We start from the raw sequence: 26,665 nt of genomic DNA, 5'->3' as shown, positions 1-26,665 counted from the left end.
TGCGAAAGCAAAACTTATGTTAAAAATCGGACAGGACCTCCGATTTTTAAACTACTTGTTTTCCAACACCGCAATTCCCGGCAAGGTTTTGCCTTCGAGGAATTCGAGGGAGGCGCCGCCGCCGGTTGAAACGTGGCTCATCTTGGAAGCAAGGTTGAACTTATTAACGGCCGCAACCGAGTCTCCGCCGCCTACAACGCTCACGGCTCCTTTGGAAGTCGCTTCGGCAACAAGGTGGGCAACTTCTCCCGTTCCTTTGGCAAAGTTTTCGAATTCGAAAACGCCGACAGGTCCGTTCCATACGATGGACTTGGACTGTAAAATCGTTTCCTTGTACAGGGCAAGGGTTTTGGGCCCGACGTCCATACCCATCAGATTGTCGGCTATGTCGAGGCCGTCAACGCTCACCGGCTTTGCATCGGCACTGAAGGTTTCGGCGCACACATGGTCAAGGGGAAGGATAATGCGCACGTTTTTTTCCTGCGCGGCTTTTAAAAGGTTTTTAGCCGTATCGATAAAATCGTCTTCAACCAAAGACTTACCGATGGTGTGTCCCTGCGCTTTTAAAAAGGTATAGGCCATACCGCCTCCGATAATAAGGGCGGATGCGTTTTTAAGCAGGCTTTCCAAAACCGCAATTTTGGAAGACACCTTTGCACCGCCGATAATCGCCGTCATGGGTTTGGGAGGATTCGTAACCATGGGTTCAAGGTATTTGACTTCTTTTTCCATCAAAAAACCGCCGACCTTTACGTCCATAAATTCCGCAATAGTGGCGGTGGAAGCGTGGGCGCGGTGAGCGGTTCCGAAGGCGTCGTTTACATAGATATCGCCGTAGCTTGCCAATTCTTTTGCCATAGCCCTTTGTTCTTCCATGTCTTTGGAGGTTTCGCCCGCTTCAAAGCGCGTATTTTCGAGCATCATAACCGCACCGCCGGATAAAGCGTCTACGGCGGCCTTTTGTCCCAAACAGGACGAAGCAAAGGCAACCGGTTTTCCCAAGAGTTTTGACAAATACTCGGAAACGGGCTTCATGCGGTTTTTGCCGTTTATAAAAGCTTCTTTATCGAAGGGCTTTCCGTCTTTTGCGGCCTTTTCTTCGGCTTTTTTTACGTCCTTTTTGGGGTCTCCCAAATGGCTCATCAATACGAGGCTTTTGGGGTTTTGCTCCAAAATATACTGAATGGTCGGAAGGGCGGCGCGGATACGGGTATCGTCCTGCACAACGCCTTCTTTCATGGGAACATTAAAATCGACACGCATAATAACGCGCTTGCCTGCCAAATCGACATCTTTTACCGTTTTTATCATAATAAACCTCCGAAAGGGCCGGCGAAAAAATAATCGACTTTCGATACAGCCCCGTTGTGTAATCGGCCGGGCGGAACGAATCGCGGCACCGCAGCCCTTCTATCTTTAAAAATATATCAATAATGGGCTAAAATGTAAAGCTCCCGATTCTTTTCCTTCGCTCGGTACTTTACGAAATCGGCGGGAATTGTTACCTTTATAGAATAGATTGATTTACTGATTAAGAGGATAACATTATGATTGAACTGGCGCATGTTTCCCGTTCATTCGGTTCTTTCCGCGCAGTCGACGATATAAGTTTTTCCATTCGTACCGGAGAAATTGTCGGCTTGTTGGGGCCGAACGGAGCGGGTAAAACAACCACCATGCGGATGATTACCGGCTTTTTAAGTCCCGATGCGGGGACCATCACCATCGACGGCCGGGACATACGGGAAGACGAACGGGGCTCAAAACGTAAAATAGGCTATATGCCCGAATCGGCGCCCCTGTACGGCGATATGATTGTCGAAGACTATTTGAATTACGTTGCCGCCATGCAGGGCGTAAACGCCGCAGAGCGGGTGCCCTTTTTATGCCGTACCTGCGGCTTAAGCGATGTAATGCATAAAAACATCGCGGAACTTTCGCGCGGGTACCGCCAAAGAGTCGGTCTTGCCCACGCGCTTATGAACGACCCTGAAATCCTCATACTCGACGAGCCTACAAGCGGCTTGGATCCGAACCAAATCGGCGAAGTGCGCAGTCTTATTAAAGAGTTGGGAAAAACGCGCACGGTTATCATATCGACCCATATTTTGGGCGAAGTTGAAATGCTTTGCGGCCGCGTTATCATTATTTCACACGGGAAGATTGCAGCCGACAGCCCCACCTCGGAACTTGCAAGCCGCTATATGCGCAGCGCTTCGGTGAGCGTTGTCGCCGCCGCCGGCTCGCAAAAAGAGCTGATACAAGAGGTCGAAAAACTGAGCGGCAAGGGAACGGCAGCGGCCTTTGAAGTGCCCCTCGGCGAAACCCTTTTAAGCGGAAAAAGCGGTATCTACGGGGTGCGCGTATCCGTCGATGCGGATAAAGAAATCCGCCCCGATATTGCAAAAACCGCCTCGGAAAAAGGCTGGGCCTTGTATGAACTTTCGCTTCAACGGAACAGCCTTGAAGACGTATTCCGCACATTGACGACAGGAGGCGAAGCATGAACGTAAAATCGGCTATTATAAAACGCGAGTTGGGAGCCTACTTTACCGGAGCGGTTGCCTACATCGTTATCGGTTTGTTTTTGCTCATTTCGGGCTTTTTATTTTTTAACGTATTCTTTTTGGCAAACCGCGCGGAACTGAGGCAGTTTTTTTCGATACTGCCCGTTCTCTACGCTTTTTTTATTCCGGCGGTAACTATGCGGCTTTTTGCCGAAGAACGCAAAAGCGGCAGTTTGGAAACCCTGATGACCCTTCCGGTCGACGCCCTTGACGTTGTAATCGGCAAATTTGCGGCAGCCCTTATTTTTACGGCTATTATGACGGTTCCCACCCTCGCCTACGCAATTACGGCAGCCTCTTTCGGCAGCCTTGAAGCAGGCCCCCTTGTCTGCGGTTATATCGGCGCCCTTTTTTTAGCGGCCGCCTTTTGCGCAGCGGGCTTGTTCGCTTCGGCATCGAGTGCAAATCAAATAGTCGCTTTTTTTATAGCCTTTGCCCTTTGTGTGCTTTTGGCGATGATTGACCAATTTTTGCTCTTTTTACCGGCATCTCTGGTAAGCGTTTTACAGTATATTTCCGCGGGCGCTCATTTTACCTCGATAAGCCGGGGCATTATCGACAGCCGCGACCTTATTTACTTTGTTACACTTACCGCCTTATTTTTAACTTTGACGGTTAAAACCGTCGATTCGCGGAGGGCTGCATAATGAAAGCATTTATACGGTGGCTTAAAGGGCCTCAAAGCGATTTTTTACTTTTTATTATCGTTTTAGTATTGTTGAACCTTGCAGGAATGCGCTCTTTTTTCCGCATCGATACCACAAAGAGCAAGTCCTATTCCCTGTCGCAGTCGAGTAAACAGCTGGTGCGCACGCTCGAACAGCCGCTTTCGGTTAAGGTATTTTTTTCGTCAAACCTGCCTTCTCCGTACAATAACACCGCCCAATATGTGCGCGATTTGTTAAGCGAATATGCAGGAGCTGCAAACAAACAATTTTCGTGGGAAACCTTCGATATGAACAATCCCGAAAGTCAGTCTATGGCGCGCTCGTACCGGCTCAATCAAATTCAAATACAGGAATTAAAAGAAAGCGAAGTCGGCTTTAAAAACGTATGGATGGGCTTGGTGCTCACCTATGCCGACCGCATAGAAATCCTCGACGGCATTACAAGCTCGGAAGGTTTGGAATACAAGCTGACAACAAAGATGACTTCGATGATAAATGCGGTAAGCGCCCTTGCAGGCTTAAAGGGACAGGCGGACTTAAACCTTTACTTAAGTGAAGATTTGGCAGCCTTTAATATTCAAGGCTTTTCTTCGATTGAACCTTCGGTATCCAAGGCGGCTGAGGCGGTAAACAAAGCCAATATGAACCGCATACGCTATAATTACGTAAAGCCCGCGCAAGCCGATGTTGAAAGCTTAAGCGAAACCTACGGCATTCCCCTTATCCGCTGGACAAACAATAAGGACGGTTCAACGGGCAAGGGCATTATCGGTTTGGTGCTTTCGTACAATGACACTTTCCGCCTTATTCCTTTGCAGATGTCGCAAAGCCTGTTCGGTTCTTACGTTATTGCGGGCTTGGACGATTTGGAAAAAAACATTACGGAAAACCTCGCCTCTTTGGTGTCGCGTTCGACCGAAATCGGCTATGTAAGCGGCCACGGAGAATTGAGCTTGCAGGATGCACAATCGGGAGCCGCAAACCTTGCCGCCTATGCCTCCGATATGTACAGTTTTAAAGAAATACGCACCGCCGAAGAAGAGATTCCCTCAAACATATCGACCCTGATTATCAACGGGCCTACTGAAGAATTCGGCGAAGAAGAATTGTATAAGATAGACCAGTTTGTTATGAAGGGCGGAAAGCTTGCGGTCTTTTTAGACCCCTTTATAGAAAAGCAGGACCAAATGGCGATGTACTACGGTATGCCGCCCTCATACGAAAAAAACGCAACGGGGCTGGAAAAGCTTTTAAAGGCTTACGGCGTTGAGCCGGCCGAAGGTTATGTGATGGACAAACAGTGCTACAGCCAAAGCGCACCCGGAAAGGGAAAAACCGAATTTTATTTTGCGCCCGTTATACATCAAAGCGGTTTGAAAAACAACCATCCGGTAACATCGAACCTGTCGTACGTTCTCTTTTTGCAAAGCGGCGCTTTAACGCTCAACGATGCGGCTTCGGCTTCCGGTGCTGAAGCTCACGTACTTGCAAAAACAAGCAAAGAAAGCTGGCTGCAAAAAGAAATTACCGCGCTGGATCCCTCGTATATTTTCCCGCCTGCAAAAGAAAACATGGGCGAATACAATCTTGCCGTTCTTTTGGAAGGCTCTTTTAAAAGCGCTTTTGCAAACGCTCCGGCAAAAGGTAATGACGAAAAGGCCGGGAAGGCGGATGCTTTCGGCACGGCCGGAACTTCAGGCAGTCAAAACGCCCTCGTTTCCGAAGCGCATGTATCGTCCGGCATACAAAGGTCGGCGGTTTTTGTTGCAGGTTCTTCAAAGATTACAAGCGGCGCCTTAATCGACGAAGAGGGGGGACAGCCCGTAGCCGTTTTTGTACGCAACGTTTTCGACTTTTTAAACGGCAGCGAAGATTTTTGCTATATGAGAAGCAAGGGGCTTTCGCGGAACGTGTTGGATAAGGTTGAACCCGTATCGGCCGCCGTTGCAAAACTTTTTAACCAATATATTCTGCCCTTGCTTGTCGCCGTTGCAGGACTTATCGGACGGCACATGAAAAAGCGGCGCACAAAAGCCATACAAAAACGCTATGCGCAGGATGAAAACGCACAGGAGGCTGTACAATGAATATGCTGAAACTTCGTAAAATACTGCTTCTTTCGGCCGCCGCGGTTTTGGCGCTGGTATACGCTTTGCAGTTAATCGGCGAAAGGAAAAACGCCGTGAGTGACGAAGCTCTAAAACTTGAAGCCGACAGAATAGAAGTAAAGCTTGCCGACGGCGGCTTTTACGCTTTGAAAAAAGAAGGCGATGCATGGCTTATCGAGTCGGAAAACGAAGCGGGAACTGCCGCCGACACATACGCCGCCCGGGAAATAAGCGATGCCGTACAAAAGGTGCGCGTTTTGGGTAAGGTCGGTTCAATCGAGGACGCAGAACGCTTCGGTTTGGATACGGCACACGCGATAGAAGTGCGCGCACTTAAAGACGGTAAGGAACTTAGAACAATCCTTGTCGGCAAGACGGCGGGAACGGCCATGCAAACCTATGCGGTTCTCGATAAGTCGCAAACGGTACTGCTTGCCGCAGGAGATTTGCAGGGCACCTTTTCAAAAAAGGCCGAAAACCTGAAAGCGGCCGAACAGCCCCCCGCCGAGGCGCACGCCGAACAGGGCGAAGCCGAACGGGAGGCACCGGTAACGGAACTTGAAACCGCCGAAAAACAATAGGCGGAAACGGTTTTTATGCGGCAGGGATTGGAGGGGGCGGGCGCGGCGGCAAAGCAGCCGCGCCCGCTTCCGAGTGCAGCGAGGAATGGAGCCGAAAGGCGGAACCCCGTAAAGCCCGATTCAGCCGCCCAAAAAAACGCAGGTATGTAACATTAAAACCTTAAGGAGGTAGATGATGGATTATAATGTACAAAAAATCAGCTTACAACAAGCAAACGAGGACGTACGCCGCCGCTTTATAAGCGGTGTGTACGGGTGGATGATGCTCGCGTTGGCAATAAGCGGAGCGGCGGCCTTTATAACGGCGAACAGTCAAACAATGCTCAAATTGATATTCGGCAATCCGATTGTATTTTTAGGCTTGATTATAGCCGAATTCGCCTTGGTTATTACCCTGTCGGCACGGATACGTAAAATGAGCCGGAATGCCGCAGCGGGCGCCTTTATAGTCTATTCGCTTATAAACGGCTTAACCCTTGCATCAATCTTTTTGTTGTATACGAGCGCTTCAATCACAAAGGTATTTTTAGCCTCGGCATTGATGTTCGGTGGTATGAGTTTATACGGAATGAAAACAAAGAGCGATTTGCGTTCGGCCGGCCGCTATTTAATGATGGCCTTAATAGGAATTATCGTCGCTTCAATCATCAATATCATATTCAGGTCGAGTCAGCTTGATTGGCTTATTTCGATTGTTACGGTAGTTGTGTTTACCGGCCTTACCGCATACGACACGCAAAAACTTATGACGATTTCGGTATACGCCGACGGCAGCGAAAACTTCCAAAAAGTCGCCATTATCGGAGCCTTACAGCTCTACCTCGACTTTGTAAACATCTTTTTGTCGCTTTTGAGATTGTTCGGAAAGAAAAGATAGTTGTTAGGGGGAGAAAGAACCCTGTTCAGGGCAGAGTTCTCTCTCCCCCTAGAACCCCCTCTCTCTCCCACACTGCTTAGGGCTTAGCCAGCCCTAAGAACCCGGCCTATACAGCTGACAGCTGTATGTTCAATGCTATTTTCAAGTATGAGCAATTCTTCAGAATTGCGAATTTAAAGCTGTTTTTATGCGAGTTTTGCAAAGCAAAACTCGACGTGCAAGCGAGCGGTGCTATGTGAGCCGCACGCTTGCGCCTGCACAGGACGTGCGATAAAATTACATATACCCAAGTTTGCTTTCAGCAAACCGTTTGCTGAAAGCAAACTTGAAGCTGAAAACCGAACAGGAAGTTCGGTTTTCAGCAGACATCCTGTCCGCAGTGTTCCCCTCCCTTTTTCACTATCCCGGCGCGGATACCGGTAAAAGCCGTAAAGCTCGGCTGCCTTTATTATAACACAAGCGAACGATTTTGGACATGATTTATCGTTTTAATTGTCAATTCGGCATTCTTCTGTTATAATACGCTTATGAGTGCAGTCAGAAAGATGCCCATAGGCGTGCAAAGTTTTGAAGTTATACGTAAGGATGATTTTATCTATATTGATAAAACCGAACTTATTTGGAAATTGGTAAATGAAAGCCGTGTTCATTTTTTAAGCCGGCCGCGCCGTTTCGGAAAAAGCCTGTTTCTTTCAACACTCAAAGCATATTTTCTCGGTCAAAAAGAACTCTTTAAGGGCTTGGCGCTCGAAACATACGAAGAAGCCGAAAAAGACAAACGAGAAATCTGGCAGGAATATCCGGTACTCTATTTGGATTTTAACCCTTCAAAATATGAAACACGGGAAGATTTGGAAAGTCTTTTAAATAATCATCTGTGCAGGTGGGAAGAACTCTACGGCCGTAAAGACTCGGAAAATACGATTACCGAACGCTTTTTCGGTGTAATCAACCGCTCCTGCGAAAAAACGGGCAGGCAGGTTGTTATCCTCATCGACGAGTACGACAAGCCCCTTTTGCAAACTATATGGAAGGATGAAAACCTCAACGAAATATACCGCACCGTTCTTAAAAGTTTTTTCGGCGTTATAAAAAGTGCCGATCAATATATCCGCTTTGCCTTTTTAACCGGCGTTACCAAATTCAGCAAGGTGAGCATATTCAGCGATTTAAATAATTTGCGCGATTTAAGCCTGCTTTCGGATTATTCAGGCATTTGCGGCATTTCGCAGCAAGAACTTGAAAAAGGCTTTGTGCCCGAAATTCAAAACCTCGCCGAAAAAAACAGCTTGAGCTATGATGAAGCCCTTGCAAAATTAAAGCAGCGCTACGACGGCTATCTCTTTGCTCGGAAGGGAAGCGCAATGTATAATCCCTTCAGTTTGCTCAATGTGTTTGCGTCGGGAGAATTTTCAAGCTATTGGTTTGCAACGGGTACACCGACTTTTTTGGTAAACTATCTTAAAAAAGCCTATTACAACATTCCCGACCTTGACGGAAACGTAAAAATCAACGAAGCGGGCTTGGAAACCTACAGGGCCGATGCCGTAAATCCCCTGCCCATACTGTTTCAATCGGGCTATGTAACTATTAAAGACTATAACGATTTTGCAGGCCTGTACCGTTTAGGCTTCCCGAACGATGAGGTGCGCTACGGCTTTTTGGATAATTTACTGCCCGCCTATACTTCCGTCAAAAGCGATAAAACGGGGCTTTCGATTTGGGAGTTTTACGAGCAGATAGAGGCGGCGGACATTGACGGCTTTATGGAAAAGCTGAAAGGTATCATCTCAGGCATACCCTACGATAGCTTAACCGAAAAAGACTTGGCTTTGCGCGAGCAAAACTATCAAACGGCCGTGTATCTTGTTTTTGCCCTCATGAACCAATTTGTACATACGGAAGTTCACTGCGCCGCAGGCAGAGCCGACTGCACAGTGGAATTCCCGGACAAGGTGTATATCTTTGAGTTTAAGCTCACGGCCAACGGCACGGCCGACGATGCCCTCAAGCAAATACGGGAAAAAGGCTACGCCGACAGGTTTTCCGGAAGCGGTAAAAAAGTTATAGCCGTCGGTGCAAGCTTTGATGAAAAAAAACGGACGATAAAAGACTGGAAGATTCAACGGGAAATGGATAATTTGTAACGGGGAGTGAATGGGAGCAAAAACCCGGACAGACTCAGTTCAGCCGCTCGGGATTCCAGCTCCTGCTTTGGGCTTGCATCTTCGCCGAAAAAACGGCCGACTCTTCAAACCTCTTTTTAAAGCCGAACGAAATCGCGTTATGCGGACATGCTTTTTGACATTCCTTACAGCGGATGCATTCGGCAGAGGTTACGTCAAAAAAACGCGGGTTTTGTTCTTCGCGGGCGGAACCTTTGAGCGGTTTGATAATCGGAACCTGCATAGGACATGTCCTTTGGCAGGCGCCGCAGCGGGTACACAGGGAAGTATCCAAACTCATGCGGTACAAAGAGATTTTATTAAAAAAGGCGTAAAAAGCGCCCAGCGGGCACAGATACTTGCAAAAGGGGCGGTAGATAAAAAGCGAAAAAATCAATACGGCGCCAAGGACGAGGGTTTTCCAGCCGAATAAAAAACCGAGGCTTGAGCGCAAGCCTTCGTTTGCCGCTATAAGGGGAAGCGCTCCTCCGAAAATACCGGCCGGGCATACCCATTTACAAAAATAGGGGTCGCTTATGCCGAATGCGTTATGCACAAGGGCGGGAAGCATTACGACCAAAACGGCAAGCAGTGCATATTTAAAAAGGCGCAGCACAAAATCGAGTTTTGCCGCTACCTTAATGCGCTTTACTTTGATTTTATGCAATAAGTCCTGTACAAAGCCGAAGGGGCATAAAAAGCCGCAAATAAAGCGGCCGAAAACCGCACCGAATACAATTACAATGCCGCTTATATAAAAGCTGAAATCGTATTTTTTGCTTCCCGCAACCGCTTGAAAAGCTCCCACCGGGCAGGAACCGACGGCGCCCGGACATGAATAGCAGTTTAAGCCCGGAACGCAGACGGTTTTTGTGCTTCCCTTGAATATATCGCCGCGTATAAAGCCTGCAATATGGGCGTTCGAGCCTATGGAAGCGCAGGTTTGTATAAAAGTTCTCGATGAAAACGGGAGCCTTTTTTTTCGGGCTTTATCACGTTTATAAGCTTTCACAGCCGCCCCCCTAGCCTATACCGATACATTCAAGGCAAATGCGTATCGCCTTTTGCAAAACGATACGCTGTTCGCCGCGCATAATGCCGAACACGATAAAGGCCGCACCCAGTACAAGGGCAGAGGCGGCGGCAAGATTTTTTATACGTATCCCAAACGGCGGCGCGGCTTGGGGTAAAATCTCCGGCGCGGATTTGTGTCCGGATACTTTAGCCTTTTCCATCTCGGCTGTCCCGTCAATTTTGAGAAGCGGCAAGCTCTGCAAGTGTTTTTGCATAAGCTGCGGCAGGGTCGCGGCCGGGAACACCCGTAATAGGTTTACCGATAAGGTTTCCGTGAGAATCCACAAAAACCGTTGCGGGAATTGCCGAAAAGGAGCTTAAAAAGCCGCTTAAACCGGCGTTCGGCACAATGGTTGTAAAACGCGCCGATACCTTATTCAAAATATCGCGGGCGCCCTGCGGGTCGGAATCCGAATCGATACAAATGCTTATCATGTTTGTTCCTTCCGGAAGCATGGACGAATGGAGTTTTGCAAGGTCAGGCATTTCTTTTACACAGGGCGGACACCAGGTAGCCCAGATATTTATCATCGTTACCTTATAGTCCTTGAACATATCCTGATTTACCGTTTCGCCGGTTAAGGTTTGCGCTTGAAAAGACGTTAAGCCTGCCGATGAAGCAGCGGGAGCGGACAGAGCGTTTTCGTCCGCACGTACAAGGGGCGGAAATACAAAGATATTCTTTTTAAAGTCCTTTAACTCGCCTATAAGCGTGCCGGCCTTGTTTTTTTCATCATCGGAAAATTCAATTTTTGCGTAATCGGTATTGTAGCCGAAATAATAAGCGGTTCCGGAAAAATCGGCTATTTTTTCAACAGCCGAATAGTTTTCTTTGATAAAGTTCAGTATGTCCGCATCCATACCCTGAGGCTCTCCTGAAGGCAGGCGGAACAAAAAAGCCGCAGGAAAAGCGTACTTTTCCGCCTCCTTTGTAAAAGAGGCCCACTGCTCCTCGGTAACGGTTTCCGGATTCAATGAAGAAACCAAATCGTAGAGCTTTTGCGAATAGAGGGTAAAAAAGGTTATATTTTCGGCACGCGGAAGAATTTCCAATAAGCCTTCCGCGCTTAAGGTCTTTAAAGATTCGGGAACAACAAAACCGAAGCCGAATTCCTGATCCGTATAAACATTGTCGCGGTTTTCTACTGTAACCGTTTTACCCGTAAGGGTCTTCATCTTTTTTTCGTTGTATTTTTTATTCGTTTTTGTACCGAACGAAAACGCACTGCAGCTTGAAGCGGTAAAAATCAACAGGGCGGTAACAAGGGCCGCCGTTTTAAAAAATGATTGTGATTTGTTCATCATAACCTCGTCGTTAAAAATGTCTTTAACATAATAATACAAAATCGCTTCAATGGTTACAAGCATCTGTGTAACTCTGTTACAGACCTTTTCACACGAGGCTATTATGAGCTATAATGGACGAACCGGTCTTGTTCAAAAAATGAAATTACAAAACAAACCGGCTTATACTAAAAGGCAGGTGTGCCGATTCGGAGGTTCGGTATGGAATTAAATTGGGATAATTTGGATACATTGGAAGCCTTTAAAAAGCTTTTATCGCTTAAGGGGCAGGTTTCGCTTAAAGAAGTACTGAACGCCGAACGGGCTGCCGGTTTTTGTGCCGAAGGAGCGGCCGGCTTACACTATAATTATGCGGCAAAACAGGTAAACGGTCAAATCCTTTCGGTTATGCAGGAAGCGGCCGACGAAGCTCAGTTGACCGAAAAATTCAAAGCCTTGTATGAAGGCGCGGTTATAAACACGGGCGAAAAACGCAAAGTATTGCACCACTTGCTGCGCGGTCAGCTGGGGAAGGACGTATTATACGAAACCCCGTCGGGAACAAAAAATGCGCGCGGTTTTTACGAAGAACAGCGCCTGGCCGTTGCCGATTTTGCCCGTAAAGTTCACGCAGGAAAAATCCTGAACGAAAAGGGCGAAACCTTTACCGCGGTAGTACAAATCGGTATCGGAGGCTCGGACTTGGGACCGCGAGCAATCTGCCTTGCCCTTGAAGAGTGGGCACGGGTTCAGGGCGCACAAAAAATGGATGCCCATTTTATTTCGAATGTAGACCCCGACGACGCCGACCGCGTTATAAACGTTTTAATCCGCGACATATCGCGCACCCTTTTTATCCTCGTTTCAAAGTCGGGCACCACTCAGGAAACTTTGGCAAACGAATTGCTGGTTAAAGACTTTTTGAAAAAGGCCGGCTTGGACGCTTCCAAGCACATGATAGCCGTAACTTCGGAAACAAGCCCCCTCGCGAACAATCCTGACTATCTTGCGTCTTTTTACATAGACGACTTTATAGGCGGACGTTATTCTTCAACATCGGCGGTCGGCGGCGCGGTTATTTCACTCGCCTTCGGGCCCGACGTATTTGAAGCCTTTTTAAAGGGCGCCCACGCTCAGGATAAAAACGCATGCGAAAAACAAATCGGTAAAAACACGGCTATGCTCGACGCCCTTATCGGTGTTTACGAGCGCAATGTACAGGGGTATCCGGTAACCGCGATCCTCCCCTACAGTCAAGCGCTCAGCCGCTTTCCCGCCCACTTACAGCAGGCGGATATGGAATCGAACGGTAAAAGCGTCAACCGTGCGGGAGGCCCCATCAATTACGCAACGGGGCCGGTTATCTTCGGCGAGCCGGGAACAAACGGTCAGCACTCCTTTTACCAATTGCTCCATCAGGGAACCGATACGATTCCCCTGCAATTTATAGGCTTTTTGCAAAGCCAAAGCGGAACGGACATCACCGTTGACGGCTCGACAAGCCAAAAAAAACTGTGCGCAAACCTTGCCGCACAAATCGCCGCCTTTGCCCTCGGAAAAGACGACGAAAACCCGGCAAAGGTATTTACCGGCGAGCGGCCTTCAAGCCTTATCTATGCCGAACGGTTGACCCCCGAAACCTTGGGCGCCCTACTCGCCCACTACGAAAACAAAATCATGTTCCAAGGCTTTTTGTGGAACATCAACAGCTTCGACCAGGAAGGCGTGCAGCTGGGTAAAATCCTTACAAAAAAAGTACTCGCCGGTCAAAGTGAGGGCGCCCTTAAAGTGTTCGCTTCGCTTTTAGGCGTCTGAGCTTGAAGTCCGTGTGCAGGCCGGAGTATCTGAAAAGCCGGTTACTTTTTTTCTCCGCAAACCTGCCGCACGGATACGGCGGAGTAACTTTTTCGGCGGATTTAAGCTCCGTCCGAAAAAACATTGGCTCTGCCGGGGCTCGCTTTTTCGCCCTTTTTGCCGCTTAAAACCTTCCAATCGGAAGCCTGAACTTTAAAGGGCGGTTTTTCGCCGGCGTTAAAGGCCGCTTGCAGGACATCGATATTTAAGCGGCTTATAGTCCGAACCGCGGTAACGCTATCGGCGCATACGGCATTTTCGGGAAGCTCGCCTTCAACCCAAATACCGCATTCGACAGCGTCCGCCGCATATTCGCTCATAAGCGGCTTTGACCAAGACGGTTTGTCGCTTCGGCTGTATAGGAGTGCGTCAATAATTTCTTCCCCGCTTCGGATACGCAGCAAAATCACATCGTCGGCCCCCAGGCGGCTTTTTGTACTGTCGGCCGTTTCGTTCCATATATCGCGCGACACAGGACACGAATAGGCGGTTGTAGAAAGTGCAAGATTATCCCCCGTTTCGCAAACCGCTTGTTCACCGAATATGCGCATATGAACGCTTACATAGTCGCCCGCCCTTACTTCCGCAGCCGGTAAAATAAAATCGCTTAAAACGCCGTCATAGCCGCTTTGAATCACCATGCCGCCGAGATTTCCGTCTTCCAATATATACAGCTCGATAAATTCGGCCTTCGCTTTTTGCGGGTCTTTGGAGGAAGCATGGTCGGGACTTACTTCTGAAAAGACTGCGGCAGGCACACGCTCGTTGTAACCGTAAAAATCAAGACTGAACCGCAGAGAACTTCCGCCCGAATCTTTTACGATGCCTTCCAAAAGATAGGCATAGCCGACGGGAACTTCCCGGGAAAACCTCAGAGTGTAGGAATCTCCTTCCCCCTCGCAAGGAAGAGCCGACACTTCAATCGTTTTACCGTCTTCTCCGGCGCGAGTACAAACCAAATGTGAAAATACGACAGGTTTGGAAAAGGTCATTACGGCACTTTCCGTTCCCGTCAACTTAAAATCATTCAGATAGGGAGCACTGTAATCGCCCGTCAAAAGGGTAAAACCGCCGCTTTCCAACTTACACGATGCCGCCGCCGACAACAGCGACACGGCGATAAGCAGCACAGAGGCGTAAAGCCGCGCATAACCGATATGTTTCATACCTCTATGTCTTTTACCCGTATGTTCAATGTTTGTATTTTTCATAAGCGAACCTCCATATATATTAGAGGCGCCGATTGTATTTTTTTGAGACTTTTTCAGAAAAGATTTTGAAAAATTTTAATAATCGGGGCGGCTTTGGGACCGGAACGGCCCAAAACAGGCTTTGCGGGGTTCCGCTATCGCTTCATTCCTCGCTCCGCTCGGAAGCGGGGCTGTGCACAGTTCACACGCTTTGCACCGGCTCAGCCCCGCCCCCTCCAATCCTTGCCGCATTAAGAATCGGTATTAGACCTTGTACTTTCAGCCTGCATTTTTTTGCAGAGGAGGTCTGACAAAAAAATCTTTGTCCGCAATCTCCGGTTCGTTAAAAAATTCTCTTTTTATATAATCACCTTATTACGTAGTTTTTCGCCTGTTACAACGGAGTACAGGTTAAGCCCCTTTACGACGGGCTGTCATATATATAGTTGTTTGAGGAGTTGACAAAACAAGGATTTTTCCCATATATTTTAATTGTCCGAATGCGTATAGCGATTATACGCCTCTTGGGGCAACGAAAGGCATCGGGTTTCGGTGCCTTTATTTATTTTAAAACTGACATCTTCCATGTTTTAGCGCCTCTCTAAACCGGTGCGAAAGCGCGTTTCCATTGCGTGTAATTTTTTTGAACTCAGTCAATGTTCCGTCCATAATAACATCACATTTTTTCCCCTTGCGCTTTTCGGGCAGCATATAAACGGTGTGCCCGTACCGTGCTGCGATTTTTGACATTGCAAGCTCTTTGTCAAAAATCTGTTTTTGCTGTTTGTTTACAGCTTTTCTGCTTTCAGCTATAAATACATTACCGTTTACCTTCTTCCGCTTTTCATCGGGAAACATATTTTCCGCGTGTGCGCGCGTGAGTTCGATTCTAGATGTTGTTTTTATCGGCTGCTTTCCGCTTGCGGTTCCCACGTATTCCCTCGAATAGTCGCGCCGAATGCCAGTTTTCTTGCAATACTCGCGCGCCTTAGTCTGCCATGCGCCTAAGCGTTTTTTTCCGCCGCTGCGTCCAATCCTGCCACTTCCGGAGTATCTTTAGAAAAAGGAAAAAAAGGTGAAGCACTTATGACAGTAAAAGAAACCGATGAAAAGAAAACGGCATTATCAAAGAGTTTGTACGGGACTTCGGGGAGAAATTTGCCGGAAGCCGCATTGAATGGGACGCTCGGGGTGAAAGATTTCAAAAAATAAAAGAAGAGCTGATTGCCGAAAACCCGCGCGGAAAGCAGCACGGCTTACAGTATTTTACAGACGACACATCGGGCGATGCGGAGCGTTCGCGCATAAAGCTGCACGATAAACTGAAAGAATACATGCCCAACCTGAACGAAGCCGAGCGACATACGGCGGTCGCCTTATTTGAGGCTCTTGCGCAGGGCGCCGGTATGGATACGAAAACTTACCTTGATACCTATTATGAGACCGCCGTATTTACGAAAACGGCGCCGGAAGCTATGGCGCAACTTGCCGCCCAGCAAGATATAGATACACAGACGATTAAGGGGGCGACCGATTTTAAGGGTTTGGAAGGCGATATAAAAGCGCTTGTCTATGTGAGTGAAAAAAGCGATTTTTCAACATTCGTGCATGAAGCCGCCCACGTAGCGCGGCGCACTATGCAAGGTGAGCTTTTACAGCAGGCGGAAAAAGCCTTCGGTGTAACAGACGGAAAATGGACGCGCGAAACAGGCAAAGCAAAATACGAGCGGAAAATACGCAAGCGCCGAAAGCTACGAGCAAAACAGAATTGTCGAAACAGCGGAAGATAAGGCGCTTGATAACGCCGCATTAAAAGACAAATACATGAGCTATGCGAAAGAGCATTTTCAGGGGAACAGCTATCATAATATCGATACCGATACGGATATAAGGGTATCGCGGGATATTTTAGATGAATGGCAATCCAAAACAAAGAGCCGTGAGCAAATACTTTCCATGCAGGCTCTTGATAAATTGATCGAATCGGCAGTGAAAACTCATATCACACAGGATAGAGAGAACAGAGTAGACATACAACAGGTCAAATATTTTGAAACGGGTTTAAGCGTAGAAGATAAAACCTATAAGGCACATTTAACAGCTCGAAAGGTACAAGATAGTACGACTAAAGCATATCATTATTATTTGGAAGATATATCGCTTGAGGATATGGTATTGGACCTGAACAGTTATCATAAAAGTACAGTATAAAAAGCCCCTCTGTGGTATAGTGGGGAAGACATGAATAAGTACAGTACGGAATTTAAGGCACAGGCATTGCAGTTGTCCGATGAAATCGGCACACGCAAAGCCTCACAGGATTTGGGTATCAGCTATCATACGCTCAGCGGCTGGAGGAAGAGTCAAAATCGTTATAAAGACACCTGCACAGGCACAGTCGGAAAAAACGGTATGACAGAAAGCGAAAGGCAGCGGACACTGGAAAAAGAGAACAGGGAGCTTAAAGAAACGGTACGGATATTACAGGATGCTCTACGTTTTTTCGTCAAAGGTTAGAAGAGGTAACAAAGAAGACTATTTTTACCTACATTTGTAATCGCCGTCAGGCACTGAAACTGTCAACGGCAAGCCTGTGTAAAGCTTTGTGTGTCACAGAATCAGGCTATTACAAGTGGAAACGAAATCGCCATACAGTGAAAAGATGGCAGCTTCTTCTCACCCGAAATGCATACTATCCTTGAAGAACATGAGGATAATACTAACTACGGAGTAACAAGAATGAAAATAGCATTGGAACAAAAAGGAATTACCTGTTCGCGTTCAACAGTATTAAGGACAATGAGAAGGGGAAATCTGCTTCATAAGAGCAGAAAAAGCCCTGCCGGTCTTACAAAAGCCGATAAAAAGGCTCAAAAGTGCGCGGATTTGGTTAAACAAGACTTTAGCGCTTCAAAGCCGAATGAAAAATGGCTTACCGACATTACACAAATTGCCTGCAAAGATGGAACTCTTTATATAGCACCGGTACTGGATTGCTTTGCAGGAGAAATCATTTCGGTTGCGATGGATGATAATATGAAAAAAGAATTGTGTATACGTGCTATTCGGCAGGCGTATGAGAAAGAACGGCCGAAACCCGGCTTTATTGCACACAGCGATCCGGGCAGCCAATATACGAGCTATGAATACAAATGCACGATTGCATCTTTACATGGTGTGCAGAGTATGGGTGGAGTTGGAGCCTGTTATGATAATGCCCGTATGGAAAGTTTTTTTGCGACGTTGAAGAAAGAAAAACTGTATCGAATAGACACAAAAAAGTTGACGATTGAAATGAGTAAAAACGATTGTATGGCGTTACATCATGGTCTACTACAACAGGTTAAGAATAAATACTTTTAATGAAGGAGGATATCCTCCTGCTGTATATAGGCAAAAAGCAGCTTCAATAAAAGCTGCTTAAATTATAATTTTAGGGGCTTTAGGGACTGTACTAGTATTGACTTTTCCAGATACACCGTTGATGAATGATATCATTTCAATCCACGCACCCGTGAGGGTGCGACTTTTAATAGACTTGTGATTTTCGCTCGCAAAATCATTTCAATCCGCGCACCGATGAAGAGTGCGATGACTGCTGTTGTAGGGGCATATCAGTAAAAAACATATTTCAATCCACGTTTTAAACGACAATTCTTTATATCATAAAAACGCAGATTTTGCAAATGTTTTTCTTGACATATTTGATATTATGATTTATTATATATCTGTAAATAACATAAATATTTTAGGCGGAAAGATGTATATCGCGCGAGGAAACGGCAATTTTGAAACTCAGTCGGTAAAAGCGCACAGCACAAATGTCGCCGAATATGCGGCGGCATTCGGTTTCGGGGTGGGGTTGGGTTCGACCTGTTTTTTAGCCGGTATTTTGCATGATATGGGAAAATATCTTCCCGCCTTTCAGTCCTATATAAAGTCGGCCCTTTCCGAAGATAAGACGGCAGGGTACCGTTCAAAGCCGGACCATGCGCGAGCGGGAGCGCTGTATGTATATCGAATGCCTGCATCCTCGGCATCGGAAAAGATTGTGCGCGATATGCTTTCCATGTGCATTGCCTATCACCACGGCGGATTAAGCGACTATGTGTCTTTTGAGCGCTTTTCAAAATTATATAAGCGTCTTAACTCCGAAGAGGCATCAGATGATGCGACCGGGCTTTCCGTATTTTTGCAGAATTGTATCGGTACTGCAAAACTGGACAATATGCGTACTTTGTCCTTACGGGAAATAGACGCTTTATGCCGAAAAATAGGCTTGTGTAGGCTCAAGCCCCATTACAGCTTTTATATAGTGATTAAATTTGTGTACAGCTGTTTAATCGATGCCGACAGACTTGACGCGTATGCCTTTTCTCAACACAAGATGCCGATCAAACCGCATACGATTTATGCTTATTTGGACAGGTACAGAAAACGGCTTTTCTCACATCTTGCAAAATTGCAAAACCGTGCTGTCGGGTCAAAACAGGCGGCTTTGATCCGTGATTTGCGTGCCGGAATAAACGAAAGATGTAAAACGGCCGGAAAAACGTATAAAACGGGGATTTATACCCTTACCGTTCCCGTCGGCGGCGGAAAAACTTTTGCAAGTTTGAATTTTGCCCTTGAACACTGTGCAGCCTTGTCGGGAACGCCGGAAGAAAAGCAGCGCATCATCTATGTTCTTCCTTATACGACTATTATCGAGCAAAATGCGAATCTCGTTCGCAGGGTGTTGGGCTGTAAGGATGAACTTTTTGAGCACCACTCGGCGGTTGTGTTTTCGGATGAAGATGACGAAAGCAGGTATAAACTCTTAACCGAGCGCTGGGATTCGCCTATTATTTTTACTACCTTCGTTCAGTTTTTGAATACCCTCTTTGAAGGCGGCACTCAATCGGTCAGGCGCTTACACCATTTGGCTAATGCGGTTATTGTTTTTGATGAAGTGCAAGCCCTGCCTTTACACTGCACCTATCTTTTTAACGATGCTTTAAATACTCTCTGCCGACTTTTTAACACCACATCTATCCTCTGTACGGCAACTCAGCCCGATTTGCAAAATACCGCAGTGCCGCTTTTGCTGACCGAGCCTTCGGAGCTGATTGAAAATCCGCGCGTTCAATTTGAACAATTCAAAAGACTGTCATTGTGCAGTAAATGTACACTTGACGGTGCGGGGTTAAGCCTTGCGGAACTTACAGCGTTTACAGTTGAACTTGCCGAAGAGTATAAGAGTATTCTTATTATTATGAATACCAAAAAGGGCGTAAGAGATGTATATCGTGAATTAAGTTCAACCGTTTTTACACACAGGATTGTTTATCTTACTACGGCTCTTTGTCCCGCCCATAGAACGGAAGTTATTGAAGATATTAAAAAAACGTTGGAAAACGGCAGTCCTTTAATTTGTGTCAGTACCAATCTGGTCGAATGCGGTGTCGATATCAGTTTTGAAACCGCAATACGCAACTTGGCGGGGCTGCCTTCTCTTGTACAAACCGGCGGCCGGGTAAATCGGCACGGAGAGCGCGAATCGGCGTTTTTATATGTAACCGATTACCCCGAAAAAACGGACAGAATGCCGGAAATACGGTTAGGTATAAAATGCGCCCGTGAAATGTTCATCGATTTTAAAAACGATCCGTCCTTATTTGAAGGCGATTTATTATCCTGTGAAGCGATGTCTGCTTATTATAAAAAATATTTTGCCGAATCGAAGATTGAAGATAAGATGAGTTATCCTGAAACGATAGACGGTATTAAAATCCGTCTTTATGATTTATTGAACAACGAAAACGATGATCTTAAAAGATTTGCGAACGAAAAAGGTTTTATTTTTTCTTTTCCCTTTGAAAGTACGGGAAGGGTATTTAAAGTTATTCCCGATGACACCGTTACGGTGCTTGTACCTTATAAAAAGGGAGAGAGTATAATAAGTATGTTGTTTTCGAAAGAGTTATACTCGATGGACTTACATGAAAAATATGTATTGCTAAAAGAAATGCAGCGTTTTTGTATCAGTATGTACGCTTATGAGCGTGATGAACTTTTACGCCGCGGAGGTTTAACAAAGGTACCGGATTTTGAAAACCTGTATGTCCTTGCCGAAGACGAATACAATGAAGTTTGCGGTTCGGCAGGAACGGGCTTGCAAAAACTGTTGATTACTTAACTTGTATACAAGGAGGATGTAAAATATGAAATCGAATCGGCTTACCTATAGGGTCAGAGCCCGCAATGCGCTTTTTTCCGAACCGATTACCCGTGCAGGCGGAGAAAAAAATTCGCTGCTTGTTCCAACCTATCAGGCGTTAAAAGGAATCACGGAATCGATTTATTTTAAACCGTCGATAATGTGGATTGTAGAACGGGCGCGGGTTATGAATCCGATTAAAACCGAAGTAAAAGGTATACGTCCGGTAAAATATTCGGGAGGAAACGATTTAAGTTTTTACAATTACTTATGCGATGTTGAATATCAGGTTGAAGTACGTTTTGTGTTTAACGAAAACCGCCCCGAATTAAAAGAAGATTGGAACGAAAACAAACACTTTTTTATCGCCAAGCGCAGTTTGGAACGGGGCGGCCGCCGCGATATTTTTTTGGGAACGCGCGAATGTCAGGGGTATGTTGAACCTTGCGAGTTCGGCTCCGGAGCCGGTTACTATGATACAACCGAAAGTATGGAATTCGGCTTGCAATATCATTCAATCGTATATGCCGATGAAAATGCTCAGGCACAGCGCACGGTAAAGTTTTGGAAGCCCAAGATGGAAAAGGGTGTTATTACCTTTGTGCCGCCCGAACTCTGTCCCATCGAAAGGCTTATCTCGGCTAACAGTATCAAAACGTTTACCGTAGGAACCGATTTTCAATCGGTTGAGAGGGAATTTGTACCGGCGGGAGGGCAGTGATGGGTTGGATAAACATATTATGCGAAACATATGATAATGTGTACGGTACGGATACGGCAAACAAAACACAGGTAAAACTCTTGCCGCGCTTTCATACAACGCAAAATGCCGAAATAGAAGTTACTATTGATACGGAAGGAAATTTTGTCGATGCCCTTGTCGTACCGAAAGAGGATAGGGTTACCCTTATTCCCTGTACCGACGAATCGGCCGGCCGTACAAGCGGAGCTGCAAAACAACCGCACCCCTTGCATGATAAGCTGCAATTTACGGCCGGAGATTATGAAGCTTACGGCGGAACAAAGGGGGGCGAAGCCTATGTGTGCTATACGGATAAACTTCGCCTCTGGTGTGAATCCGAATACACACATCCCTATATTCAAGCCGTATATACGTATGTACAAAAAAAACATTTGATTGCCGACCTTGTTGCCCATAAAATTCTTTTTACCGATACGAAAGGCCGGTTGTTAAAAAAATGGGACGGAAAAGAAAGCGAAAGACCGCCGATTTTTTCCGTGATTACCGGAGAACAATCCGAAGCATTTGTCCGCTTTGCCGTTCGTTCTGAAAATAAAACCGAAAGAATCAAATTATGGGAACATAAAGCAATAGAAAAAGCCTATGTCGGCTATGCGCTTGCAGCGGGGACGGAAAAGGGCTTATGCTATGCTACGGGCGAACATACCCTCCTTACGTATAATCATCCTAAAAAAATTCGTCATGCACGGGATTCGGCAAAATTGATTTCGGCTAACGATATTTCCGGCTTTACCTTCCGAGGACGCTTTATCAATGATAAAGAAGCTGTGCAGGTGGGATATGATGTTTCTCAAAAGGCTCATAACGCACTTAAATGGCTGATACAAAATCAGGGTACCCTTATAGGCGATAAGGTTTTTGTATGCTGGGGGACATATGCACCCCTTATACCGGATACGCTTGCCGCCTCGTGTGTAATCGATGAAGCATGCAGCCTCGATATACTTCAAGAAGAAACTCAAAAGAAAGCAGGGATGAGTTTGCAAAGTGCATTTGCCGCCGGTTTTAACAAGGCCTTGCACGGGTACAGGGCGAATATACGTTCCGGGGAACATATTGCGGTACTCTGTCTTGATGCGGCAACTCCCGGGCGAATGTCGATAGGTTTTTACCGGGAAATCAATTCCGCCGAAATATCCGCTTTTTTTGACAGCATTGCCGATTGGCATATCAGAGCCGGATGGTTTAATTCATATTATGATTTTAAGAAAAAAAAGACTGTTTATTTTGTAGGCGCCCCCTCTTTGCAGGACATTGCCGCGGCCGCTTTTGACATTCAGCATTCGGGTAACAGTTCCGAAAGCAATAAACGGCTCATGGCTTCGACCGTACAGCGGCTTCTTCCCTGCGTTATTCAAAAAGAATCATTGCTGCCCTTTGATATTGTGCAGGCCGTATATACCAGAAGCTGCCGTCCCCTGTCTTATACAAAGGCGGAATGGCAAAAACAATGCGGGATTGCCTGTTCTTTGATAAAAGCATATCGGAATAAAAAATATAAGGAGAATTGGACTATGGAAACGGATGAAAAATCGCGGGATGTAACCTACAATTTAGGCAGACTACTGGCTGTTTTGGATGAAATAGAAGCGCGCTGTCTGTACCGGGCGGAAGAAAAACGTTCCACAACGGTAATGAATTATTTCAGTAAATTTGCCGAACGTCCGAACAGAACACTCGGCATTATACAAAAACAATTGGTGCCCTACCGAAGAAAATTGGGAAAGATGGGAAACGACCTGTATGCTCTGGAAGAACAGATATCTTTTCTGATTCCGCCCGAAGAACTGTTTAAAGCATCTCATCTTGACGGACGTTTTTTACTCGGCTTTAATGCCCAAAAACATGCGCTTTTTACAAAAAAGAATAAAGATACAACTACGGATATCGTATCCGAAACGGATATCTCATCCGAAACGACGCAGGAGGATTAATATGGCGTTATTACAAAACAAAATCGACTTTGTTGCAATCATTTCGGCAAAGAATGCAAATCCGAACGGGGACCCTTTAAACGGCAACAGACCCCGTATTACCGATTCGGGCTTCGGTGAAATATCCGATGTGTGTTTAAAGCGGAAAATCAGAAACCGCTTGATGGAAATGGGAGAGCCTATTCTTGTACAATCCGAAGACAATAAGCTTGACGGATTCGGCAGTTTGTCGGAACGTGTCGGTGCAAATCGGGAGTTGAGCGCGATATTGGAGAAAAAAAACGATAAAAATACCGATAAAAGCATCGATATAAAAGGAGCTTTTACGGCTAAAGCCTGTGAAGCATGGTTGGATGTCCGCAGCTTCGGTCAAGTATTCGCTTTTAAAGGTGCAAAATCAGGCGAAGGTGTTTCCATAGGCATCAGAGGACCGGTTACCGTACAATCCGCTTTTTCAATAGACGAAGCTGAAATCGAATCCATTCAAATTACAAAAAGCGTCAACAATGAACCCGGAGAAAAAAAAGGCAGCGATACGATGGGCTTAAAACACAGGGTTTCTTTTGGTCTCTATGTACTGAAGGGCAGTATCAACGTGCAGCTTGCGGAAAAAACCGGATTTTCAACCGAAGATGCGCACAAAATCAGGCAAGCCGTTTTGGAAATGTTTGCAAACGATGCCTCGTCGGCACGTCCGGAAGGAAGTATGATGCTGCATACGCTGTACTGGTTTGAACATAATTCCAAGCTCGGGCAATATGCTCCTGCACGGGTTCATGACAGTATCGTGATTAAAAAGAAAAACGGCGTTGACATTCCCAAGTCGTTTGATGATTACGATATTTCGGTCAGTCCCTTGGACGGTTTAACTCCTCAGGTTTTTACCAACTGATATGCCGTATCACGAAAGGGATTATCTGATGCTTTCCGGCATCCAGCATTTTTATTTTTGTAAGCGCCAATGGGCTTTAATCGATATCGAAGCGTGCTGGAAAGATGACGAAGCGACACGGGAGGGGCGGCTGCTCCACGAAAAAGCGGATAATCCCTTTCTCAAAGAATCGCGGCCGAATAAGTTTTATTCACGTTCGATACCCGTTTCTTCGCGTACTTTGGGCTTTTCGGGCATCCTCGATGTAGTCGAGTTTGAAAAAGCCGAAGACGGAATTCGGGTCGAAGGAAAAAAGGGCTTATGGCGGCCGCACATAGTCGAATATAAACGCGGAAAAGAAAAAAAAGATCTATGCGATATTATGCAGTTGGCCGCCGAGGTTATCTGTCTTGAAGAAAGCTTAAACGTTTCCATGAGCCGGGCAAGCGCAAGCCCCTCGGCAAACGTCGTGCCCTCGGCAAGTATTTATTATTTTGCATCAAAAAAAAGAATAACAATCGATATAAACAATGAACTGCGTGCAAGCGTACAAACGGCCGCCGACGAAATGCATGCATTGTACCGCGAAAAAAAGACACCGCCTGCCGAATCGGGAAAACATTGTACACGCTGTTCTTTATACGATATATGTCTTCCCAAGTTGACACTTAAAAAAACTGCCGTACAGAGGTATCTTTTAAACCGTATTGCGGACAGTGTACTTGAAGATAACACAATTGAAGACAGTGTAATTGAGGATAACCTATGAGAAAACTATTAAATACCCTGTATATAACGAATAAACACTGCTATGTTTCGCGCGACAGGGAAAACATCGTTATATCGGTCGAAAAAAAAATTGTAAAACGGTTTCCCATTCACATTTTGGAAGGCATTATCTGCTTTAATTATAACGGTGCAAGCCCCGGCATTATAAAGCTTTGTGCCGAACACAATATCGGTATTGCCTTTTTAACCCCGTCCGGAAGACTGTGCGGCCGCTTTGTCGGCAAAACCAACGGCAATGTTTTTTTACGCCGTGAACAATACCGCATTGCCGACGATAAAACGCTTTCGCTCGGCATTGCCCGCAATATGATTTATGCAAAACTGATTAATTCGCGCACGGTGTTACACCGTCTTATACGCGATCATAAAGAAAAAATAGATGCGGATAAAATCACGCTCAGTGCACAAAAGATTTTTACTCAAATTCAAAAACTTGAAACCGTTCAGGATACCGACGCATTGCGGGGCATTGAAGGGGACTGCGCGCGCGAATATTTCGGCTGTTTTAATGCCATGATTTTGCAGCAGCAGGACGATTTTTATTTTAACGAACGCATAAAACGCCCGCCCAAAGACAATGTAAATGCGATGTTGTCTTTTTTTTACAGCGTCCTCACCTACGACATTCAATCCGCATTGGAAAGCGTCGGCTTGGACAGCTATGTCGGCTTTTTACATACCGATCGTCCGGGGCGTCCCGGCCTTGCCCTCGATATGATTGAAGAACTTCGCGCCTACCTTGTCGACCGTTTTGTCATAACCTGTATCAATAAACGAATCGTCGATCCTCAGTGCTTTCAAACAAAGGAAAACGAAACCGTCCTTTTAAACGACAAGGGACGAGAACGAATGCTCGAAGCTTGGCAAAAGCGCAAACAGGAAGAAATCCGGCATCCGTTTTTACAAGAGAACGTAAAAATCGGCTTACTGCCCTTTGTACAGGCACAACTATTGTCGCGCTATATACGAGGCGATATCGAAGCATATCCTCCCTTTGTTATCTAAAACGGCGGAACTTAAAACCTCAGGAGTTTTCTATGATGATGCTTATAACATACGACGTAAACACAACCGCACCCGAAGGCCGCAAGCGTCTCAATGCAGTGGCAAAGATTTGTACGGATTACGGACAGCGCGTTCAAAATTCCGTTTTTGAATGTATGCTCGAACCCGCCATGTACGTCGAAATAAAACATAGATTACGCGGCATTATCGACCACGAAGCGGACAGCCTGCGTTTTTACCGCTTGGGCAAAAACTGGCAGAATCGCGTTGAACTGATGGGGAAAAACAATACCTATGATCCGGAAAAAGATACGCTGATTATTTAAGCGGGCGACCGGCTCTTTCTCAAGCGCTTCCGCTTTTTCGACAGAGCCGCCGGGCTTTTCGGGGTCTATTCCTTCGGAACACCGGACTGCCTCAAACGGAATCCCGGAGCTTCACCTTTCATTTTGTTCTTCCGTTTTCGGCAGCCGGTGCCCCTCCAATCCCTGTCGCGTTGACCTGCAGCACTGGATCCGGTACCGGATTTAGGTGCAGGGATTAAAACGGACGGAATTTTATAAGGGTATCGCCTTTTTATTGACGGCATTATTTTACCGTGGTATAGTATGTTCGGTGGAGCTGTGCAATAAAGAGACATCGGCTTTATTCCGGCGGGTGTCAATCCTGAGCATGACTTACTTTTTAGACAGCTTCTGCGAATGTCGCGTACACATAAAATTCCTGTCGTTTCGCA

The 26,665-nt window shown here is 46.3% G+C and carries 26 protein-coding genes; 20 read left to right on the top strand and 6 right to left on the bottom strand.

Annotated elements, in window-relative coordinates:
* Window positions 1-51 precede the first annotated feature (51 nt).
* A complete protein-coding gene (locus tag V1L52_RS04195; RefSeq protein WP_428771053.1) occupies window positions 52-1,311 on the bottom strand; it encodes a phosphoglycerate kinase in 1,260 nt (419 codons plus the stop codon).
* A gap of 236 nt (window positions 1,312-1,547) precedes the next feature.
* On the opposite strand from V1L52_RS04195, the gene V1L52_RS04190 reads away from it, so the two are divergent.
* From V1L52_RS04190 to V1L52_RS04160, 7 genes are all read left to right on the top strand, one after another.
* Window positions 1,548-2,507 carry an ABC transporter ATP-binding protein gene (locus V1L52_RS04190; protein WP_428771052.1) on the top strand — a complete coding sequence of 320 codons (960 nt, stop codon included), beginning with the start codon at window positions 1,548-1,550 and terminating at the stop codon, window positions 2,505-2,507.
* Window positions 2,504-3,214, top strand: coding sequence for an ABC-2 transporter permease (locus tag V1L52_RS04185; RefSeq protein ID WP_428771051.1), 711 nt, complete (start codon window positions 2,504-2,506; stop codon window positions 3,212-3,214). Before V1L52_RS04190 ends, V1L52_RS04185 begins: the two co-directional genes overlap by 4 nt.
* Window positions 3,214-5,322, top strand: a complete 2,109-nt coding sequence (locus V1L52_RS04180; protein WP_428771050.1) for a Gldg family protein — start codon at window positions 3,214-3,216, stop codon at window positions 5,320-5,322. The genes V1L52_RS04185 and V1L52_RS04180 overlap by 1 nt, the downstream gene beginning before the upstream one ends.
* Window positions 5,319-5,924: a DUF4340 domain-containing protein gene (locus tag V1L52_RS04175; protein WP_428771049.1), complete on the top strand. Its 606-nt coding sequence runs from the start codon at window positions 5,319-5,321 to the stop codon at window positions 5,922-5,924. The genes V1L52_RS04180 and V1L52_RS04175 overlap by 4 nt, the downstream gene beginning before the upstream one ends.
* 15 nt (window positions 5,925-5,939) lie before the next feature.
* Window positions 5,940-6,074 (top strand): hypothetical protein, encoded by a 135-nt coding sequence (locus V1L52_RS04170; RefSeq protein WP_428771048.1) that lies wholly within the window; start codon window positions 5,940-5,942, stop codon window positions 6,072-6,074.
* 25 nt (window positions 6,075-6,099) lie between these two features.
* Window positions 6,100-6,801, top strand: coding sequence for a Bax inhibitor-1/YccA family protein (locus V1L52_RS04165; RefSeq protein ID WP_428771047.1), 702 nt, complete (start codon window positions 6,100-6,102; stop codon window positions 6,799-6,801).
* A gap of 527 nt (window positions 6,802-7,328) precedes the next feature.
* Window positions 7,329-8,948 carry an ATP-binding protein gene (locus V1L52_RS04160; RefSeq protein ID WP_428771046.1) on the top strand — a complete coding sequence of 540 codons (1,620 nt, stop codon included), beginning with the start codon at window positions 7,329-7,331 and terminating at the stop codon, window positions 8,946-8,948.
* A 34-nt stretch (window positions 8,949-8,982) separates the two neighbouring features.
* Here the strand turns inward: V1L52_RS04160 and V1L52_RS04155 are convergent, their stop codons facing one another.
* The 3 genes from V1L52_RS04155 to V1L52_RS04145 are packed head-to-tail and all read right to left on the bottom strand — an operon-like array spanning window position 8,983 to window position 11,408.
* On the bottom strand, window positions 8,983-9,978 hold the full coding sequence (locus tag V1L52_RS04155; RefSeq protein ID WP_428771045.1) for a 4Fe-4S binding protein: 996 nt from the start codon (window positions 9,976-9,978) through the stop codon (window positions 8,983-8,985).
* Between the two features lie 10 nt (window positions 9,979-9,988).
* A complete protein-coding gene (locus tag V1L52_RS04150) occupies window positions 9,989-10,201 on the bottom strand; it encodes a CD1871A family CXXC motif-containing protein (RefSeq protein WP_428771044.1) in 213 nt (70 codons plus the stop codon).
* Between the two features lie 13 nt (window positions 10,202-10,214).
* Complete coding sequence (locus V1L52_RS04145) at window positions 10,215-11,408, bottom strand: TlpA disulfide reductase family protein (protein ID WP_428771043.1); 1,194 nt, start codon at window positions 11,406-11,408, stop codon at window positions 10,215-10,217.
* A gap of 138 nt (window positions 11,409-11,546) precedes the next feature.
* Here V1L52_RS04145 and V1L52_RS04140 point away from each other — a divergent pair, with 138 nt between their 5' ends.
* A complete protein-coding gene (locus V1L52_RS04140) occupies window positions 11,547-13,139 on the top strand; it encodes a glucose-6-phosphate isomerase (protein ID WP_428771042.1) in 1,593 nt (530 codons plus the stop codon).
* A gap of 101 nt (window positions 13,140-13,240) precedes the next feature.
* On the opposite strand, the gene V1L52_RS04135 is transcribed toward V1L52_RS04140, so the two are convergent.
* Window positions 13,241-14,389: a hypothetical protein gene (locus V1L52_RS04135; RefSeq protein WP_428771041.1), complete on the bottom strand. Its 1,149-nt coding sequence runs from the start codon at window positions 14,387-14,389 to the stop codon at window positions 13,241-13,243.
* A gap of 546 nt (window positions 14,390-14,935) precedes the next feature.
* Window positions 14,936-15,301, bottom strand: a complete 366-nt coding sequence (locus V1L52_RS04130; RefSeq protein WP_428771040.1) for a hypothetical protein — start codon at window positions 15,299-15,301, stop codon at window positions 14,936-14,938.
* 153 nt (window positions 15,302-15,454) lie between these two features.
* On the opposite strand from V1L52_RS04130, the gene V1L52_RS04125 reads away from it, so the two are divergent.
* The 12 genes from V1L52_RS04125 (at window position 15,455) to cas2 (ending at window position 26,255) form a co-directional block, all read left to right on the top strand.
* A complete protein-coding gene (locus V1L52_RS04125; protein WP_428771039.1) occupies window positions 15,455-15,580 on the top strand; it encodes a hypothetical protein in 126 nt (41 codons plus the stop codon).
* A gap of 194 nt (window positions 15,581-15,774) precedes the next feature.
* On the top strand, window positions 15,775-16,158 hold the full coding sequence (locus V1L52_RS04120) for a hypothetical protein (protein ID WP_428771038.1): 384 nt from the start codon (window positions 15,775-15,777) through the stop codon (window positions 16,156-16,158).
* Window positions 16,136-16,579 carry a hypothetical protein gene (locus V1L52_RS04115; protein WP_428771782.1) on the top strand — a complete coding sequence of 148 codons (444 nt, stop codon included), beginning with the start codon at window positions 16,136-16,138 and terminating at the stop codon, window positions 16,577-16,579. The genes V1L52_RS04120 and V1L52_RS04115 overlap by 23 nt, the downstream gene beginning before the upstream one ends.
* Window positions 16,580-16,609: 30 nt before the next feature.
* On the top strand, window positions 16,610-16,885 hold the full coding sequence (locus tag V1L52_RS04110; protein WP_428771037.1) for a transposase: 276 nt from the start codon (window positions 16,610-16,612) through the stop codon (window positions 16,883-16,885).
* Window positions 16,886-17,107: 222 nt separating this feature from the next.
* Window positions 17,108-17,731, top strand: coding sequence for an IS3 family transposase (locus V1L52_RS04105; RefSeq protein WP_428771036.1), 624 nt, complete (start codon window positions 17,108-17,110; stop codon window positions 17,729-17,731).
* Between the two features lie 397 nt (window positions 17,732-18,128).
* Window positions 18,129-20,546, top strand: coding sequence for a CRISPR-associated helicase Cas3' (cas3, locus tag V1L52_RS04100; protein ID WP_428771035.1), 2,418 nt, complete (start codon window positions 18,129-18,131; stop codon window positions 20,544-20,546).
* Window positions 20,547-20,571: 25 nt separating this feature from the next.
* Complete coding sequence (gene cas5c / locus V1L52_RS04095; protein WP_428771034.1) at window positions 20,572-21,288, top strand: type I-C CRISPR-associated protein Cas5c; 717 nt, start codon at window positions 20,572-20,574, stop codon at window positions 21,286-21,288.
* Complete coding sequence (gene cas8c / locus V1L52_RS04090) at window positions 21,288-23,264, top strand: type I-C CRISPR-associated protein Cas8c/Csd1 (protein ID WP_428771033.1); 1,977 nt, start codon at window positions 21,288-21,290, stop codon at window positions 23,262-23,264. Before cas5c ends, cas8c begins: the two co-directional genes overlap by 1 nt.
* A 1-nt stretch (window position 23,265) precedes the next feature.
* Entirely contained in the window at window positions 23,266-24,156 is an 891-nt protein-coding gene (cas7c, locus tag V1L52_RS04085) for a type I-C CRISPR-associated protein Cas7/Csd2 (RefSeq protein ID WP_428771032.1), read from the top strand.
* Between the two features lies 1 nt (window position 24,157).
* A complete protein-coding gene (cas4, locus tag V1L52_RS04080) occupies window positions 24,158-24,904 on the top strand; it encodes a CRISPR-associated protein Cas4 (RefSeq protein WP_428771031.1) in 747 nt (248 codons plus the stop codon).
* The gene (gene cas1c / locus V1L52_RS04075; protein ID WP_428771030.1) at window positions 24,901-25,929 is read left to right on the top strand and encodes a type I-C CRISPR-associated endonuclease Cas1c; all 1,029 of its coding nucleotides are present in this window, start codon (window positions 24,901-24,903) and stop codon (window positions 25,927-25,929) included. Before cas4 ends, cas1c begins: the two co-directional genes overlap by 4 nt.
* Window positions 25,930-25,961: 32 nt before the next feature.
* Entirely contained in the window at window positions 25,962-26,255 is a 294-nt protein-coding gene (gene cas2 / locus V1L52_RS04070; protein WP_428771029.1) for a CRISPR-associated endonuclease Cas2, read from the top strand.
* Window positions 26,256-26,665 lie beyond the last annotated feature (410 nt).

The organism is Treponema sp. HNW (assembly GCF_050320395.1).
In the GTDB taxonomy this organism is placed as follows: Bacteria; Spirochaetota; Spirochaetia; order Treponematales; family Treponemataceae; genus Treponema_C.
The sequence above is the reverse complement of the archived record's forward strand: the minus strand, read 5'-3'. Positions and strand labels throughout refer to the sequence as shown.